Origin of the sequence: Paenibacillus sp. FSL K6-2393 (assembly GCF_038002545.1) — a bacterium.
In the GTDB taxonomy this organism is placed as follows: Bacteria; Bacillota; Bacilli; order Paenibacillales; family Paenibacillaceae; genus Paenibacillus.
This window is the reverse complement of record NZ_JBBOCU010000001.1, coordinates 5,579,014-5,595,545: the sequence shown is the minus strand read 5'-3', so window position 1 is coordinate 5,595,545 and position 16,532 is coordinate 5,579,014. Positions and strand designations below refer to the sequence as shown.

Sequence of the window (16,532 nt, the reverse complement as noted above, 5' to 3'; positions counted from 1 at the left end):
TCAATATCATATTAAACAATGGATGGAGTTGTATCAAATTTATTGAAACAACATCGTGGAGGGTCCGGCAAAATGACAGACCGACTAATCCGATTAATGCGCATTATCACACTGGTGCAGGCCAAGCCGGGCATACTGGCACGTGAGCTCGCCCAGCGATGCGAGACGACGGAAAGGACGATATACCGCGACATGGAGGCCCTCAGTGCAATGCATATCCCGATCGCCAATATGGGACACGGACAAGGGTACATGTTTATCAGCCAATTTGCCATGTATCCGCTAAATTGGTCTGATGAAGAAGCCCAAGCTTTCATGCATCTTGCTGAAGTTATGGAGAATATTCGTCCTTTGCTGAAACCTGCTTTTGAGAGCGCTTATGAGAAAGTGGTTGCTTCGAGTCAGAAAAACAAAACAGAACGAGTGGAATGGTCGGAGCAAATTAGTGGATTGTTCAAAGCGGGATTGCCCGCATGGCAAAATGAAAACAACGATTCGCAGAATCAATCCATGATTACCCTGCTTCAGGCTGGCATTTCACAGAACACCATTGAAGGGGAGTATCTGTCTCAAGGTAAAAAAGGGATCGTACGTATAGATCCTTACTGTCTTATCCCTCGTGAATACAGATTTGAGCTGTTAGGGTATTGTCACCTGTCGGAGAAACTTCGAATATTTCAGGTGAGCCGGCTGCAAAGGATACGGATATTGCCACGCACGTTTCGCAAAGAGGATTATCTGATGCAATCACACTTCCGCATTCCTTGGGCATACGAGGGAAGTACGGAGTGGACTGCGTTCAAAATTCGATTTGCACCCCATGCTGTGGAACGTGTGATGCAGGAGCAATTTTTTATGCGACCCATCCTAACCATTGAACCGGAAGGTAGCCTGTTATTTGAAGCCATATTAAGTGATGTTGACGAATTTCTCGTATGGATATCTAAATATGGACCTGATGCGGAAATTCTCGAACCTGAGATCTGCCGCATCAAGATGAAAGAACGCCTAAACTATTGGCAACAAATGTACAATAAAAGTTGAGATTAGAATGCCATCCATCCTAAGCCAAGACACGATTAAGTACTGTGCTGTGGACGGTTACTCTTTGGTTTTGAAAAGGCTTGCCAGATTGCCAAATGGAGATTCTTTTTCTTCATCTTCTGTGGAGCTGGAATAGACAACCTTGGAAGTAATGCCCTCATCATCGGCTGCACAGTTATTTTCCAGAGTGAAACGGTCAAATTGATGCATAAACACCTTGGCTGTATTGATGGCATCATCCAAAGCACGGTGCTGGGTACCATCAAATTCAATTCCGCAGATTTCAAGAGCCTGAGCGAGTCCGAGTTGACGGAACTTACCTTCTTTACGAACGGTGCGGGACCATTGTTGCTGGAGATCGTTATGATTGGTGATCCAGGCCACATCAAGTTGATGGGTGCGACAATGAGAGATCAGTTTGCTGCGGTCATCGGGTCCCCAGGAACACATGTAATAGGGGTCACTTCCCATCCAGGCAATGAATTGGTTCAATGCTGCCGGAAAAAGAGGCGCTGCATCAATATCTTTCTGTGTGATACCTGTAAATTGAATTGTGTCAGTGGACAGAACAGACTTATTGGAAGGACGAACATACGTATGGAACGTATCCGTTACGACCAATCCATCCGCACTTTCCGTAACTTTGACGGCACCGATATCAATAATTTCAGAAGAATAGCGAGTATTGCGGCTTACCGTGAATTCAAGATCATATATGATATATGGCATAGGACAAGCTCCTTTATCAATTAATACCTGTGATAGCTTTCTATTTCTCTATATTACAGGGAACGTGCTGCCATGTCAGCCATCGCTATAGAATTCATTGTAGTCAGGATGAACGGACAGTCTGAGTGTTTAATGATCTTTCTGATGCATTTCCGGTTTTGGTAAGTCTTTACTTCACAAAAAGTGGTCGTTATAATGAGGAAAGTTAGGGACTTTCCTATATTTTGTTTGTATCTATGGCAACATAAAAGTAGAACTTTCCGTCTTATTATCAAAACTTCCTAACACCGTTTGAAGTGTTGGGGAGTTTTTTATTATTTATGGCATACTCATGTAGGAAAGGAGAAAAAGTTAGTCGGTTGTTGGTATAACATAGGAAAACTACTTCACGAGTTAGTATTATTGAATTTAAAGTACATATGGAGGTTTGTTTCTTTGATTAGTAGAAAATTGAAAATAACAGCAATTACAGCTAGTGTGTTTATTGTTTTAATGAGCGCTGCATATGGTGCATTCTATATTTGGAACAAGAATTATAAATTTAATAATAATTATGTATGGCAGCCTTTGGAGGACGTGCAATCTACACTAAACCTGAAAGATTCCTATAACGTTATTGTAGCTGGAACGGATCCGGAAGGTATTACCGCTGCCTTATCAGCTGCTCGTAATGGGATGCGTGTATTGCTGGTGGAAGCAAGAGATCGCAACATGTTGGGAGGATTGTTGACCGAGGGAGGCCTTAATACGCTGGATCTAAATTATTCCCCTGAACAACCGCAGTTATTGAGTAGTTTACGGCAGCCTGACTTTTTGAACAAAGGCATTTTTCAGGAATGGTTTGACCAGATCGAGGGTAGTTCATTTGATACCAATACAGCGGCTAACATTTTCTATCGGATGGTTCGTTCTGAACCTAATATTGACCTGTTGATGAATGCTAAGGAATTAGTTCCACTTACTGAACAATCTACGGGAGATCAAACGACAATAACGGGTATGAGCATAACTAAAGAAGATGGAACAACTGTTCAGATCTCAACCCGCTCCATCATTGATGCAACGCAAGATGCGGATATTGCAGCCGCTGCAGGAGTTCCATACTCCATAGGTAGACAAGATATTGGAGATGGTAAATCCAAAATGGTCTCTACGCTTGTATTCAAGCTAAGCGGTGTTACTGATGAGGTATGGCAAAAGTTTAGGGAAAGAGAGGGAACCGGGGTTGATAAGATGAGTGCTTGGGGGTACGGTGATGCTAGAAAATATGAATCCTCCAATCCACAATATATTAAGATTCGCAGTCTGAATATCGGAAGACAAAATGATGATACAATCTTGATTAATACGATGCAAATCTTTGGGGTAGATCCGTTAGATCCGATATCTGTGAAAAAAGGTCTGAAAATCGGGCGTAAAGAAGCCCCACTAATTGTTGATTTTCTGAAGAAAAATTATGATGAATTTGCAGGGCTAGAATATGCTGGAACAGCGAACGAACTTTACGTGAGGGAGTCACGTCATATCTATGGCGAGTACCGATTAACATTAGCTGATGTCATGGAAAATCGTGATCATTGGGATGCCATCGGATACGGCTCATACGATATTGATATTCAGAGCACAAGTGTTGGAAATCCCGGCACAATTATGTTAAGTCCAATTCAATATGGTGTACCCTTTCGCTCGCTCGTACCACTAAAGGTTGATGGTTTGCTCGTCGTTGGACGTGCAGCAAGTTATGATACAATCCCACACGGTAGTGCAAGAGTTGTCCCACTGGGAATGGCAGAGGGAGAAGCAGCAGGGGCAGCGGTCAAGCTGGCATATATCCATAAGGAGTCCTTCCGCGAACTCTCAACTTCAGAAGAGCGAGCATCTGAACTACGTAAGATGCTGGAGAATCAGGGTATGGATCTGAAAGTACATCGTTTCGAGCAGCCTGATTACATGGAGCATAAGGATTACAAGGGATTATTGGCTGCAGCGAGTATGTATATGACTTCAGGCAATTATAATAACGATGGTTGGGAACTGGATAAAGGAATGAATCCAGAACGATTTTTAAGTAAATTGAAAAGAATGCAAGCGATGTTTCCAGAAGCCTACACAGGGAGTGCCGACCAAGCTCTAGCAAATATGGAGAATGCCGTAACCCCACCTTTAACGTTGGATCAGGCTGCGTATATGTTATGTCTGGCAATGGGATCTTCAGAAACAGAAACTTCACTTGAACAGGCACTTGCTCAATTACAAACGCAAAAGTTTATAAGTGCCGACACGCTTGCTGGCATTGCTGACAAGAACAATCTTACCAATGGGGATGCGTTTATGCTCATTCGTGATGTAGTGGAGTATTATTCTGGAGTTGTATACGACTAATTGGTTGACAATTACTTGTAAATGAACTAATGTGGTCAAAAATGATAACAGCGTTATAACGAGGACATGATTGTGCAAGCCAGCTTCAACAGAGAGGGAACAGTGTGGTGCAAGGTTCCTGTAGCTGCTTCATAAATTCCTACCTCGCGAGCTGCGGAAGAGAATGCCCATACAGGGTTGCAACCTCCGCCGGCAGGGCCCGTTATGCCCCGTAGGACTGCATGTTACAGATCGCATAGGTTGCGAACGGATTAATTTGCAGTTAAATAAGGGTGGTACCACGACACATTCGTCCCTTGACGGATGTGTCTTTTTGCTGTTTATGCGCCGTATTTGATAACAAAAAGGAAGATTAGGAGTGTGTTATGATGCGTCAAAGTGAAATGCTTGTCCCAACCTTACGTGAAGCGCCAGCGGAGGCAGATGCGGCGGGACATCGCTGGTTACTGCGTTCCGGTATGATTCGCCAACTGGCTGCGGGAATTTACAGTTACCTGCCCCTTGGACGGCGTATATTGTTAAATGTTGAACGGATCGTTCGTGAAGAGATGGATCGTGCGGGATGTCAGGAAGTGTTGCTGCCGATTATGCAGCCTGCGGAGTTGTGGGAAGAATCCGGAAGATACACACAGTATGGTCCCGAATTGATGCGTCTGAAGGATCGTCATGCACGGGAATTTGCTCTTGGACCAACACATGAGGAAGTCGTAACCGCTTTAGCGCGGGACGAGGTGAGTTCGTATCGTAAGCTGCCATTCACCCTGTACCAGATCGGAACCAAGTTCCGGGATGAACGCCGTCCTCGATTTGGATTGCTGCGTGGACGTGAGTTCATCATGAAGGATGCGTACTCTTTTGCTTCGGACTGGGAAGAGCTTGATCGTACTTATCAGGCGATGAACACAGCGTATAGTCGCATTCTGGAGCGTTGTGGTCTGGACTATATCCGTGTTGAAGCGGACGCTGGAACGATTGGCGGTCAAGGGGAAACACACGAGTTCATGGCTCTTGCTGATGTGGGTGAGGACACAATTGTAACCTGCAAACATTGTGGATATGCTGCAAATCTGGAGAAAGCGGGTTATCAGACTTCTGGATATATTGAGAAAAAAGAAGGAAGCTTGGAAGTTCCAGCCGACTTTGCGAGTTCAGACTCAATTCAAACGGATGAACATTCAGGAGCGGAAAATGTAGTACGCATCTCCACACCTGGCGTTCGTACGATCGCAGAGTTAAGTTCCTTTGTGGGCGAAGGGGCTGAACATATGATCAAAACGCTGCTTTATGTGGCGGATGGTCAGCTCGTCGCTGCGCTTGTGCGTGGAGATCATGAATTGAATGACATCGCATTAAAGCAGGTGTTGGGGGCAGAGGAACTCATCCTTGCAGACGATGCAGCCATTGCGGCACATCCAAATCTGAAGGTAGGATTCCTGGGTCCGATTGGACTAAATCTGCCGATGGTAGTGGACGCTGACGTGGCAGTGATGAAGAGTGCAATTACAGGAGCCAATGAAGTGGATGTGCATGTTTCCGGCGTACGCCCAGGCATTGATTTTGCATTGGAGCGAGTAGAACGAATTCGCTTTGCCGCTGAAGGGGATGCTTGTCCAACATGTGGATCACCGCTTGTGTTTACCAAAGGTATTGAGGTTGGACACATTTTCAAATTGGGAACAAAATATAGTGATGCCATGGGCGCTTCATTCCTGGATCGTAATGGTCGGCAGTGTGCGCCAGTCATGGGATGTTACGGCATTGGCGTATCCCGCCTGATGGCCGCAATAGCTGAGCAGTATGCAGGAGATGATGGCATAAGATGGCCTGCCGCTGTTGCGCCTTATGATGTGCATCTGATTACAGTAAGCTGGAAGGATGAGCAGCAGCGTCAGCTCACCCTCGAGCTGGAAAAACAATTGATCGATGGCGGTTTCACCGTATTGGTTGATGACCGGGATGAACGTCCGGGTGTGAAATTCAAGGATGCAGAGCTGATCGGATTGCCTGTGCAGATCGTTATTGGCCGAGGAGCAGCAGAAGGACAGGTCGAACTGGGATCACACGCACTTGCAGCATCAGGTGAATCGAAACGAATCGGGTTGACGGCACAGGAGGCTGTGCTTTATGTGAAGGAACAACTCACTTCCTAAATTCAGGGGATTTTCTAATTATATGAGTTTATATAATAGTACCGAATATGATGCGGTAGATGATTTTGATTGCTGAAATTCCAATGAGAGCATGAAAAAGAGGGCTATAGGCATGCAATTTGGCAGGATTTTATGAGTGATATCATACGAAATAACTATATTTGGACATATGTATTTAGTATACAAATGATTTTATGATTAAGGAATTGAAGATGATCATACGCAGGCGGATTTATGTGCAAGTATGCAATGTTGAGAAGATAGAGATGTCGAAATTAAATGTACAATAACCGCATGAACACGGTAATTCCGGTGAGTTTTTATATAGTTCGGTGTCGAAGGCACATGATAAAGTAGGTCCGTAAAGGCCTGGCTGGGATTTATTTTTGCCTCAGATGATTGTCAGGATTAGCAGGATATGTCCACAGGAAATGTTCAAGTATCTGATGTGGATTGATGTTTAAGAACGGAGATACAAAGGGTGTCCCCTTAACCAGTAATCTGGCCTGAGGGACACCCTTTTTGTTGTGACAAGATAGATCCGTATGCTGATGCACTATAAGCGGTCATTCCTATATGCACTTTGCTTTGCTGAGCTTAAGAAGCTGCAGGCAATTTCAATTGTTGACCTGGATAAATCCAGTGTGGATTTTTGATATTGTTCAGCTTTTGCAATGCCTGCCAAGTTGTACCGTATTGTTTGGAGATAGAATACAGGGAATCTCCGGATTTCACAACATGCAGTTTGGCTGGAGCTGGTTTACTTGGTGTTGGTTTAGACGGTTTTTCCGGTTTTGGTGTTTCTGGTTTTGGCTTGGTTGGAGCTGGTGTTTCTGTTACCGGAGTTTCCGGCTCTACTGCAGGTTTTTTCGCTTCACTGATCCGACCATCTGTTTTGATGTCTACAGCGCCAAGCTTCTGCATGTAATTGATCAATGCTTCGTCCAGCGCGCCATACATACCCGTAGTTGGATATTTGGCAAACATGGTGTATTCGTCACCACCAACAGCTGTGAAATCATTGGTTGCCAGTGTATACGTTGCTTCCGGATCAAGGGCTTTATCACCCACGGTTACGGAATGTACACGGCTACCTTCTGCAGCGGAAGTGTCAATTTTGAACTTGATACCAGATACTTGCGGGAATCCACCGCTTGGTTCAGGGTAGGAAGCTACACCGACTTCAAGGGCTGCCAGAATATCGGACCCTTTCACTTCAAGGGTTACCACTTGATTACCAAAAGGAAGCACTGTGATGATATCACCTTTGGTTACGATCCCTTTTTCGATGGAAGCACGGATACCACCACCGTTAGTCAATGCGATATCGGCTTTGCTGACATCACGAATGGCATCTGCAAGCAGGTCACCCAGGTTAGTTTCTCCTGCACGTACCTGTTCACGTTTACCATCCAGCAGAATAGCTGTATTGGCTACTTCTTCTTTCAAAATAGGTTCTTGTTCTTTTTGAATGGAGTTCACGAGAGTCGCGACTTTCTCATTCGGTTTGATGTCTTTTGCTTCAGTTTCATCAATTAATGTTGCTTGTTTTTTCGTTACTTTACCACCGTCTACCCACAGATCGATGACACCTACGTAGTTAGTGTATTCTCCTGCACTTGCAATCAATGTTCCATTATCGGATACAAGGCCATCTTGCAGTACAGTGTGGCTGTGACCATCGATGAATACATCGATGCCAGGAACTTCTTTAACAACTTTAAAGCTAGTATCCGTGCTGGACGCATCTTGACCAAGGTGTCCCAATACCACAACAACATCTACTTTGCTGCGGATTTCGTTCACCAGAACTTTGGCTTCCGCAGATGGATCTGTAATATCAAGACCTTCTACGTTTTTTGGGTTCGTTTTGTACAACGTTTCCGGTGTAGTCAAAGCGATGATACCAATTTTCACGCCATCCACCTCTTTAATGAGGTAAGGATCGAAGAGACGTGTTCCGTCTTTTTTCTTCACATTGGCACTCAGCATGGGGAAGTTCATCATGTCTGCCAGTTCGATCAGACGATCCGAACCGTAGTTGAATTCGTGGTTACCCGGTACGATGGCTTGGTATCCCATTTCATTCATGACTTTCACGATGCTCTCACCATTCACAAGAGTGGCAAATGTTGTACCATGCACAGCATCTCCAGCATCGAGCAAGAGTGTGTTAGGGTTTTCGCTACGATATTTGTCAGCGATTCCAGCTACTTTGGCAAAACCCATAGCAGGTGAAGATTCAACTGCACGGGCATGCGTATCATTCGTATGTAGAATGGTAATGTGTTTACCTGTGCCCGGAGTGGTATCCGTTGCAGCTGCGGCAATACCTACACTGCCAAACAGCAAACAGACCGTTAGCAGAAGTGAAACGTAATTCTTCCAGATTTTCATATGAATCCGAAACCTCCCCAAATAATAATCTACTTGAGCGTTTACATAGCTCACGTAGTATTTTAACAGACTATTATTAGGAAATCTCGCGAATTACGTAAAAATACGTAACCTGAAAGTGACATGTAAATCTGCTGTTGGAAAATATAATCTTCGGAAAGAACGTATGTTCTTAAAGTGTGTAAAAAAAATGCTGCGCTTCACGCGGCAGTCCGGTACGTAAACAAAATTTCTCCAAAGATTCATCCGGTTCAGGCATCACTCCTGAGGTTAGCAATTGAATGGCGAAACGATTGGCCTGTCTTTCCAGCTTGCCTGGAGCAAAATAGGAATGTTCCTCCAGAAAGAATCGATTAATCCCTTTATGAAGCCGGTCGTGTCCAAGCTCATGGGCGCACACGAACCGTTGCCATTCCGGCGGCAAATCATTGTGTATGACGATAAACCTGCGCCGGAGCTTGCGAAAGTAGAGTCCCTTGGTGGACTTCCCCAAATTGGTGAAACGAATCTGTATTCCAACCGCGCGGGCAATGCTGAAAGGGCAGTTGGTCCGGTGTTTTCGAATCAGCTTTGTTACGATGTCATCCATATGATCTCACCTGCTGCCTCATTAAATTCAGTGGGTCTTGCCTCATGGGCGATTGTCCGATTCGTCTGTCTTTTTGCGTTTGTTCATCTGTTTGGCTTCCCAGAACAGACCTGTCAGCACATCCTTGATTCGTTTCTTGTCCTCTTCATCGAGTGGAATGCCGTCAAACATCAGATCATCATCATCTTCCAGCATCTTTTTGAAATCACGACGGTCTTTGTATGTAGCCCACTCCGGTACGTCCTGAAGTTCAGCAGCACTCCCTGGTTCAATATAACCTGCCTGTTTCATCATCTCTGTATAGGGCACCGAGAGTGCATCTGAAATCTTGCGGATGGTCGCTGGTTTCGGCACACCCCGGACCCCATTCTCAATACGTGAAATCTGTGAGTTGCTTATTCCGGCTGCTTCGGCGAGCTGATTGATGCTGTATCCCTGTTGCTCGCGCAGTTGTTTCATATAAGGACCAAAAGCGTGCTCCACAATTATGCCAACTCCTTCGATTCGTACAAGTGCTTGAGTTATAAATTAAGAGAGCTCGTGCTGCACAGATCACTCCGATGACAGAACAACCTTCCGATCGCTGTTATCCCCGAATTTCCTGAATGTATATCTTCATAGGTGGAATTTCGGTGATAAAGGCGAACGCTTCGCTTCTTCAGGTTCTTTCTGTCCTCTCCGTTAACGTGCATATCTAATCCACATCTTAACTTATAAAAATCAAATGACTTATACGGAAGTTCATTAATTAAACAGTACTATAACGTATATATACCATTAGGTAAAGAGATATGAAACAATTATGCCAAAAGGCATAGGAAATGAGAGCGAAGGTTTTATTTTATCGTCAAAACGAACCAAAATGAAGGTTTACTCCGATCTCCAGAAAGTGGTATCCTCAAATAGAAATACGAACACTATACGAACAAAATGTAACAATGACACAGGTTGGATTTTAGAAGTGACTCTTTAAAAAGTTGAATTCCCCGGATTATAGCAGTTTGGAGTGATTCCAAAAGGCAACAGGGGGAAATTAAAAAAATGTCGTTACTTTTTTGGAAAACTGGACAACTCTATGAATAAGAGCGTTTTGCCATCGTGCAAAGAACGATTGCAAAACAACATGACGTGAACGATAGAGTGAGTGATATGAAGAATACTAAAGGAGGAAGATAAATATGGAATTGATGCTGCCTGAATTGGACCGACGCAAAACGCAAACAGCTGTTGAAGCTGCACTGGAAAAATACCGAATCTATAAAACCATAGCATTTGAAGAACGAGAGGTTATGGTGACGGCAAGTTATGCCGAGCGTTTCCACGGTGCAACCAATGTGACGGGTGATTCCACGGCGAGAACGGCGATCTACAATGTGGACGTGCAGCGCGCACGTCAGGCATACTGCGATACGATTGATTTTGTTGTATCCCGGCTGAGTGAAAAGGAACGTGTACTCGTCTGTGAACGATATCTGAAAGACGATGATGTGTTTGACTATAAAGTGTATAACCATGTGTTTGATCCGCCTGTCAGCAAGGATACGTATACGAAGATTCGTACACGTGCTTTCTACAAAATGGCGCTGGCTCTGTCAGATCGAGGTCTGATTAATATGGAGCCTTTGTCTGTGTCCCGCAAAGAGCGACAGAAGCTGGGCTGAGTGAGCGATTGAAGAAGTTGATCCTTTAATATCCAGGGTGGATTGGTTACAATAGTTGAACAAACCACAGTTGGCACAGCCAAAGGAGAGAAGTCTGCGATGTCGGAAGAAGTCGGAATGCAGGAAATGATCACGTTGAAGACAATCGCGGAAACGCTCAATACGTCCAATGATCTGAACTTAATGCTGGATACCGTGGTCGGCAAATTACTGGAGTTGACCGGATTAACGGCAGGCTGGATGTTTCTGATTAATGAACGTGGAGACTATACCTGTGTTTCGGATTACAATCTGCCCCCGGCATTACTGCGTAAAGATAAAGAGCCCATGCGAACGGGTACCTGCTGGTGTGTGAACCGCTTTAAGGATGGTCAACTCAATCATGCGGTCAACATCATTAACTGTAAACGGCTGGAGGATGCCGTTGAATTCCAATGGGGAGATACCCATGATATTACCCACCATGCAACCGTCCCGTTAAGATCAGGTGAGAAGATGCTCGGCCTGCTCAACGTGGCTGCGCCAGCCAAGGAACATTTCAGCGACAGTGAACTGGCACTGTTACAGGGCGTGGCATACCAGATTGGTAGTGCGATAGAACGGATGAGATTGTATCGTGCGGAGCAGCGACGGGCTGATCTGTATGCCAAGCTGGGGGAGTTCAGCACGGCCTTGGGTCTTGCAGTGAACGAATGCAGCAATTCTGATACTTTTTCTTTAAAAGTTGTACAGCTGCTTGGGCAGCATTATGATTGGCCTTTTGCTACAATTATTCAGCAGAAAAACGGAATGTTCGTTTTGCAGGCAGCCTATGCAGATGATAAGGTTCGAACGTTATCAAGTACTCCGTTATCTTCAGAAGTGACGAGCCACATTAACCATATAATCAATAGTCATCGTGTAACATCTTTGTCTGGGACAGAGATCGCTGAGATATTTACCTTGTGCAAGCCTGACGAGACTATGAATTCCATTGCCTCGGGAATTGCTGCTCCCCTTCCATACCATACGCCAGGGGAAACGGGGATTCTGGTGATCGGAATAGGAACATCAGGTCCTGCGCAGGCGGACCGTGAAGTGCTGGAGGCAGTGGCTGAACATATTGCTGCCTCATGGGAGAGTCTGAAGCTGGCGGAGAATCGCCGCGAACTGGCACGACTCGAAGAGAGGAACCGGTTGGCTCGCGATCTGCATGATTCGGTTAATCAGATTTTATTTTCACTGTCGTTAACGGCTAAAGGCGCGGAAAGTATGTTATCCGGCTCCGAGCAGCTGCACCCGGCAGCGGAAGCGATGAAGGATATTCGGGCTTTGTCTCAGGAGGCTCTCAAGGAAATGCGCGCATTGATTATGCAGCTCCGTCCCGCGGGACTGGAAGCAGGGCTGCTCCATGCGCTACAGGAATACGGCACCAGCCAGGGGCTTCAAGTGGTGATGAATCGCACGGGAACGCGGTCTTTACCGCGTAATATAGAAGAAGCATTGTGGCGAATCGGACAGGAAGCGCTGAATAATGTACGGAAACACGCTGATGTTTCTTCTGCTGAGGTCACCCTCAAGTTAAGTGATCATGAAGTGGTGTTCACCGTCACAGATCAGGGAAAAGGTGGTGCGAACAGGCCAAAAGTGTCGTCTGGAAGCTCGCTTGGCCTGTCCATTATGAAGGAACGGGCCCAATCGCTCGGGGGCAGCTTAGAAATAGTGAGTTCTCCTCGCAAGGGAACAACAGTAACGGCAGTCATTCCACTTCCGTTCGAATCTGTATAAAGTCAGGGGGAAGAAGAGATGCCGATTACGATATTGCTCGCAGATGATCATGCGATGGTGAGACGAGGGTTGCACGTTTTTTTGACCACACAGCAAGACATGGAAGTTGTTGGTGAAGCATCGAACGGGCAGGAAGCTCTGGCGCAGGCGGAATTGTTAAAACCTGACGTGGTATTAATGGATCTGCATATGCCGGTCATGGACGGAATCGAAACAGCCAGACGGCTGCGTGCATTAATGCCAGGAACGCGAATTATTGTGCTCACATCGTTTTCGGATCAGGATCATGTCGTTCCTGCTGTGCGCGCAGGGGTGAAAGGATATCTACTCAAGGATATTGAACCGGAGGATCTGGCTGTGGCCATTCGCAATGTGCATGCAGGTCAGGTAGAATTGCATCCCGCCGCAGCAGGTCAATTGATGCATGTGATGGCTTCATCCGATTGGTCTATAAATGAACAGCAACCACAGCATATACCGACAGATCAGTCAGCAGACAGTCAAATTCAAGAGCTGAAGCAGGTTGGAAAATCAAATGAAACATCCTTTGGTGGTCCGGATATGCTTACTCGCCGTGAACAAGAGGTATTGGGGCTGATTGCTCAAGGATTGAGCAACAAGGAAATTGCAGTTCAATTGGTCATCACCGAAAAAACGGTCAAAACACATGTCAGTCATCTGCTGGACAAACTCGGACTGGCGGATCGGACACAAGCGGCTCTTCATGCTGTAAGAAATGGCTGGGTCGTCTGACCAATTCCGACATGTGTTCATACTTAAGTCGTATAAACTCAACCTAAAGGTTGAGTTTTTTGGTATTTCAAGTTAAGTCTATCTGCTGACGATTTGGATGCAAAAGAAAGGTAAGATAAGAGTAGAAATAACAGATCGGTTGAAACATGAGAGTTAAAATTATTAAAAAACCAAGGAGAGTGACATGAATGAATATTGTTATTTTGGCAGGCAGCAATCGGAACAATGCAACCAGTACACGTCTGGGAGAGTATGCGGTGGAGATTATTCGGGGTCAGGGACATCAAGCCAGCCTGTTTGATCTGTATCAAACACCGCTCCCATTCTACGCACCAGATGAAAAGCAGGCGGATCACGAACATCTGGCAGACCTGAACACGCGTATGCTCGCGGCAGATGCCATCATCCTGTCTACACCAGAGTATCACGGCAGTATTAGCGGTGTGCTCAAAAATGCACTGGATCACCTGAGCCAGGCTCATTTTAGCGGCAAGCCTGTCCTGTCCATCAGCTCCTCTGGCGGAGCGGTGGGGGTAAGTTCCCTTTTACAACTGCAAGCGATTGTCCGGAATCTGCATGGTATCAATGCCCAAGAGTGGATTTCCATTGGTGGTGCGCAGCGTAGACGATTCGAAGCAACATTTGACGGATACGAAGAGTACGAAGGCAGTCAGGATATAGAGGAACGGGTGCAGCGGGTTATTGGATCGTTTTTAAGTCTGGCCTTGACGTTAACGAATGCGCGAAATTCAATCATGAGTTGAGGACAAACGAAGATGAAATTGGGAAAAGGAAAAGAGGTTGAGCATTATGATTACAGGCATATTTGAAACACATCTAAACGTGACGGATCTGGAGAGATCCCATCATTTCTATGAAACGGTCCTGGGTTTACCTCATGCCTACGGGCAGAAAGAACGTGGAAACTCCTTCTACTGGATTGGTGGAAAAGGCAATGCCATGCTTGGATTGTGGCAAAAGGAACCTTCCGAGGTGAAACGTCAGCACTTTGCTTTTCATGTATCTCTGGAGGATATGAAACATGCAGTGGCTCACTTGGAGAACAAAGGAATCAAGACAAGCAACTTCCTGGATGATGATATCGGTGAACTGTACGTCTTCGGCTGGATGCCTGCGGTATCTGTGTATTTTACCGATCCGGATGGTCATTCGCTTGAATTCATCGCCATGCTCCCGGATGAAGCGAAGCCTGAGCTAGGCATGGTGCCGTGGAGTCAGTGGGAGGAGATGCAGGAGAAGACCGTATGATGATCGAAGAATTACAGTTATATACAACACGGCTGGAGGACCTCAAGCATTTTTATCGCGATACGTTGGGAATGAAAGTGTCCAATGCGACAGATCAGGCCTTCAACCTGCAGGTTGGAAGGACAAAGATGATTTTCAAACCGTGTGAAACAGATCATGAGCCCTTTTATCATGTGGCCTGGTTGATTCCAACGAATCGGTTCAAGGAAGCAAAGCAGTGGGCTGCATCTTGTGTTGTTTTAAGTAGGGAAGAACATCGGGATGAGACATACTCTGATAATTGGGACTCTCATTCTCTCTATTTTGAAGATCCGGCAGGCAATATTATCGAGCTGATTGCTCATCATCGTATTCAGAACGAGAGTGACCATGACTTCTCGACTCAAGATATATTACAGGTGTGTGAAGTTGGACTGGTGACGGAGGATGTTCTGTCTACGGTGAATGAGCTTCAGCAGATTGGACTCACGCGCTGGGGTGAGGTTAATGATACCTTTGCTCCTGTAGGAGATGTACATGGTTTATTTATTGTGGTGAAGAAGGATCGGACGTGGTTTTTCTCTACGCAAAAAGCAGAGATCTATCCGCTGGAAGTATCCATTCATGGCGTGGGCAAGCTTCGAATTGGCTAAACTTTGCATTCCGGGGCAAAACGGGCATATGTGGAGCATTTCCATCATGTTATAGAAGTAAACGCTTTATTTATTAATTAGGATATATAAGTTGAACTAAATTTACACGATAACGGAGAGGACAGATCTTAGTTCAACTTATATAGTTTCTCTGATGGACTTACATATGATGAAGGGTGGTGGCAAGCTTGGATCGACGTTTGTTGGAAGAGGGACTATCGATTATCGTTTCCAGTCGGGAACGTACAGGAGATCTGTGGCACGCCCATTATGGGGCGGGTGCAATTGCGGCATATTTTTGGGTACGGGAAAATCGTCTCACTGCCCTTGCCGCCGGCAGTGTTACCGCCGAAGCAAAAGCCATGCTTCGCCAGCATGGAATCAGCCCTGGTCAGACCTCTCCGATTGGTGAGATGATGCCTAGGGAAGATGCCGAAGCGCGTATTACGGACGCATTGGATCGAACGATTGGAGAGCTGCACTGGGTTGGACACCAGGCCATCTACGGGGCAATCAGTCTGAAAGCTATTCGCGAACTGGATGGATGGGGCACTGCGGAGGATATTGGTCGGCTGGTTGAACTGATTGATTCATTCAATCAAACTATCCCGGGAAGATCCTGGATGAACACAACGCTGAAAGAAATTCGCAGTCTGAAGCCAGAAAAAAGCGATGGTTTCCCCGAGATTGAAGATCCAGTTCAGTTGTCACGCCTGATTCTGGATGAGCTTGGTGCGTTCCAGACCATATATCACGCGGAAGCGCATCATGACCTGATTGGTCATATGCTCACCTACGGACATGCGCTTAATATATTATATGAATTGGGTTATCCGGCATTATTCCACAAAGGCATTCCGCCTTTCCTTACCATGGTGAAGGCACTACGCTTAAGCCGAGATGTGGATATTGAACAGGCGATGCCGACATTGCAATCACCCGTAGACCTGCTGCCACTGGAACGAGCGGAACGATCAGTGGCGCTCCCTCATGAGCTGGAATATTGGCTCACCGACAGACGTTCCCGTGACTGGAACGGAGGTCATATATTCAAATTCCCGTTCAGCTTCTATCATCATGCCAAGAACGGGGAGCCCGTACCGGAAACATGGGAGAATTTTCGTTATATCATCGCGTGAGATAAACATTCATTTCAAAA

Annotated in this window: 14 protein-coding genes; 10 read left to right on the top strand and 4 right to left on the bottom strand. The window is 45.7% G+C overall.

What is annotated here, in order from left to right:
• Nucleotides 1-42 precede the first annotated feature (42 nt).
• Complete coding sequence (locus tag MHI14_RS24945; RefSeq protein ID WP_341131470.1) at nucleotides 43-1,044, top strand: helix-turn-helix transcriptional regulator; 1,002 nt, start codon at nucleotides 43-45, stop codon at nucleotides 1,042-1,044.
• A gap of 57 nt (nucleotides 1,045-1,101) precedes the next feature.
• On the opposite strand, the gene MHI14_RS24940 is transcribed toward MHI14_RS24945, so the two are convergent.
• Nucleotides 1,102-1,773, bottom strand: coding sequence for a 3'-5' exonuclease (locus tag MHI14_RS24940; protein ID WP_017690193.1), 672 nt, complete (start codon nucleotides 1,771-1,773; stop codon nucleotides 1,102-1,104).
• Between the two features lie 435 nt (nucleotides 1,774-2,208).
• Here MHI14_RS24940 and MHI14_RS24935 point away from each other — a divergent pair, with 435 nt between their 5' ends.
• A complete protein-coding gene (locus MHI14_RS24935; RefSeq protein WP_341131469.1) occupies nucleotides 2,209-4,155 on the top strand; it encodes an FAD-dependent oxidoreductase in 1,947 nt (648 codons plus the stop codon).
• Between the two features lie 368 nt (nucleotides 4,156-4,523).
• Nucleotides 4,524-6,305 carry a proline--tRNA ligase gene (locus tag MHI14_RS24930; protein WP_341131468.1) on the top strand — a complete coding sequence of 594 codons (1,782 nt, stop codon included), beginning with the start codon at nucleotides 4,524-4,526 and terminating at the stop codon, nucleotides 6,303-6,305.
• A gap of 597 nt (nucleotides 6,306-6,902) precedes the next feature.
• Here MHI14_RS24930 and MHI14_RS24925 read toward each other — a convergent pair.
• The 3 genes from MHI14_RS24925 to MHI14_RS24915 all read right to left on the bottom strand — a co-directional run bounded on the left by MHI14_RS24925 (nucleotide 6,903) and on the right by MHI14_RS24915 (nucleotide 9,777).
• The gene (locus MHI14_RS24925) at nucleotides 6,903-8,702 is read right to left on the bottom strand and encodes a 5'-nucleotidase C-terminal domain-containing protein (RefSeq protein ID WP_341131467.1); all 1,800 of its coding nucleotides are present in this window, start codon (nucleotides 8,700-8,702) and stop codon (nucleotides 6,903-6,905) included.
• A 172-nt stretch (nucleotides 8,703-8,874) separates the two neighbouring features.
• The gene (locus MHI14_RS24920; protein ID WP_017690190.1) at nucleotides 8,875-9,291 is read right to left on the bottom strand and encodes an ImmA/IrrE family metallo-endopeptidase; all 417 of its coding nucleotides are present in this window, start codon (nucleotides 9,289-9,291) and stop codon (nucleotides 8,875-8,877) included.
• 42 nt (nucleotides 9,292-9,333) lie between these two features.
• Complete coding sequence (locus MHI14_RS24915; protein ID WP_082219000.1) at nucleotides 9,334-9,777, bottom strand: helix-turn-helix domain-containing protein; 444 nt, start codon at nucleotides 9,775-9,777, stop codon at nucleotides 9,334-9,336.
• Between the two features lie 692 nt (nucleotides 9,778-10,469).
• Here MHI14_RS24915 and MHI14_RS24910 point away from each other — a divergent pair.
• The 7 genes from MHI14_RS24910 to MHI14_RS24880 all read left to right on the top strand — a co-directional run bounded on the left by MHI14_RS24910 (nucleotide 10,470) and on the right by MHI14_RS24880 (nucleotide 16,512).
• The gene (locus MHI14_RS24910) at nucleotides 10,470-10,952 is read left to right on the top strand and encodes an ArpU family phage packaging/lysis transcriptional regulator (protein ID WP_017690187.1); all 483 of its coding nucleotides are present in this window, start codon (nucleotides 10,470-10,472) and stop codon (nucleotides 10,950-10,952) included.
• 42 nt (nucleotides 10,953-10,994) lie between these two features.
• Nucleotides 10,995-12,719, top strand: coding sequence for a GAF domain-containing sensor histidine kinase (locus MHI14_RS24905; protein ID WP_341131466.1), 1,725 nt, complete (start codon nucleotides 10,995-10,997; stop codon nucleotides 12,717-12,719).
• A gap of 18 nt (nucleotides 12,720-12,737) precedes the next feature.
• Nucleotides 12,738-13,472, top strand: coding sequence for a response regulator (locus tag MHI14_RS24900; protein ID WP_133386684.1), 735 nt, complete (start codon nucleotides 12,738-12,740; stop codon nucleotides 13,470-13,472).
• Between the two features lie 188 nt (nucleotides 13,473-13,660).
• Nucleotides 13,661-14,236, top strand: coding sequence for an NADPH-dependent FMN reductase (locus tag MHI14_RS24895; protein ID WP_341131465.1), 576 nt, complete (start codon nucleotides 13,661-13,663; stop codon nucleotides 14,234-14,236).
• 46 nt (nucleotides 14,237-14,282) lie between these two features.
• On the top strand, nucleotides 14,283-14,741 hold the full coding sequence (locus tag MHI14_RS24890; protein ID WP_249911575.1) for a VOC family protein: 459 nt from the start codon (nucleotides 14,283-14,285) through the stop codon (nucleotides 14,739-14,741).
• The gene (locus MHI14_RS24885; protein WP_341131464.1) at nucleotides 14,702-15,373 is read left to right on the top strand and encodes a VOC family protein; all 672 of its coding nucleotides are present in this window, start codon (nucleotides 14,702-14,704) and stop codon (nucleotides 15,371-15,373) included. Before MHI14_RS24890 ends, MHI14_RS24885 begins: the two co-directional genes overlap by 40 nt.
• 179 nt (nucleotides 15,374-15,552) lie before the next feature.
• Nucleotides 15,553-16,512 carry a hypothetical protein gene (locus MHI14_RS24880; protein WP_347399599.1) on the top strand — a complete coding sequence of 320 codons (960 nt, stop codon included), beginning with the start codon at nucleotides 15,553-15,555 and terminating at the stop codon, nucleotides 16,510-16,512.
• The last annotated feature ends 20 nt before the right edge of the window (nucleotides 16,513-16,532 follow it).

Coding starts and splice junctions, on each gene's coding strand:
- MHI14_RS24940 (WP_017690193.1), bottom strand. CDS start 1,773: ATGCCATATATCATATATGATCTTGAATTCACGGTAAGCCGCAATACT.
- MHI14_RS24900 (WP_133386684.1), top strand. CDS start 12,738: ATGCCGATTACGATATTGCTCGCAGATGATCATGCGATGGTGAGACGA.
- MHI14_RS24920 (WP_017690190.1), bottom strand. CDS start 9,291: ATGGATGACATCGTAACAAAGCTGATTCGAAAACACCGGACCAACTGC.
- MHI14_RS24895 (WP_341131465.1), top strand. CDS start 13,661: ATGAATATTGTTATTTTGGCAGGCAGCAATCGGAACAATGCAACCAGT.
- MHI14_RS24930 (WP_341131468.1), top strand. CDS start 4,524: ATGCGTCAAAGTGAAATGCTTGTCCCAACCTTACGTGAAGCGCCAGCG.
- MHI14_RS24890 (WP_249911575.1), top strand. CDS start 14,283: ATGATTACAGGCATATTTGAAACACATCTAAACGTGACGGATCTGGAG.
- MHI14_RS24925 (WP_341131467.1), bottom strand. CDS start 8,702: ATGAAAATCTGGAAGAATTACGTTTCACTTCTGCTAACGGTCTGTTTG.
- MHI14_RS24910 (WP_017690187.1), top strand. CDS start 10,470: ATGGAATTGATGCTGCCTGAATTGGACCGACGCAAAACGCAAACAGCT.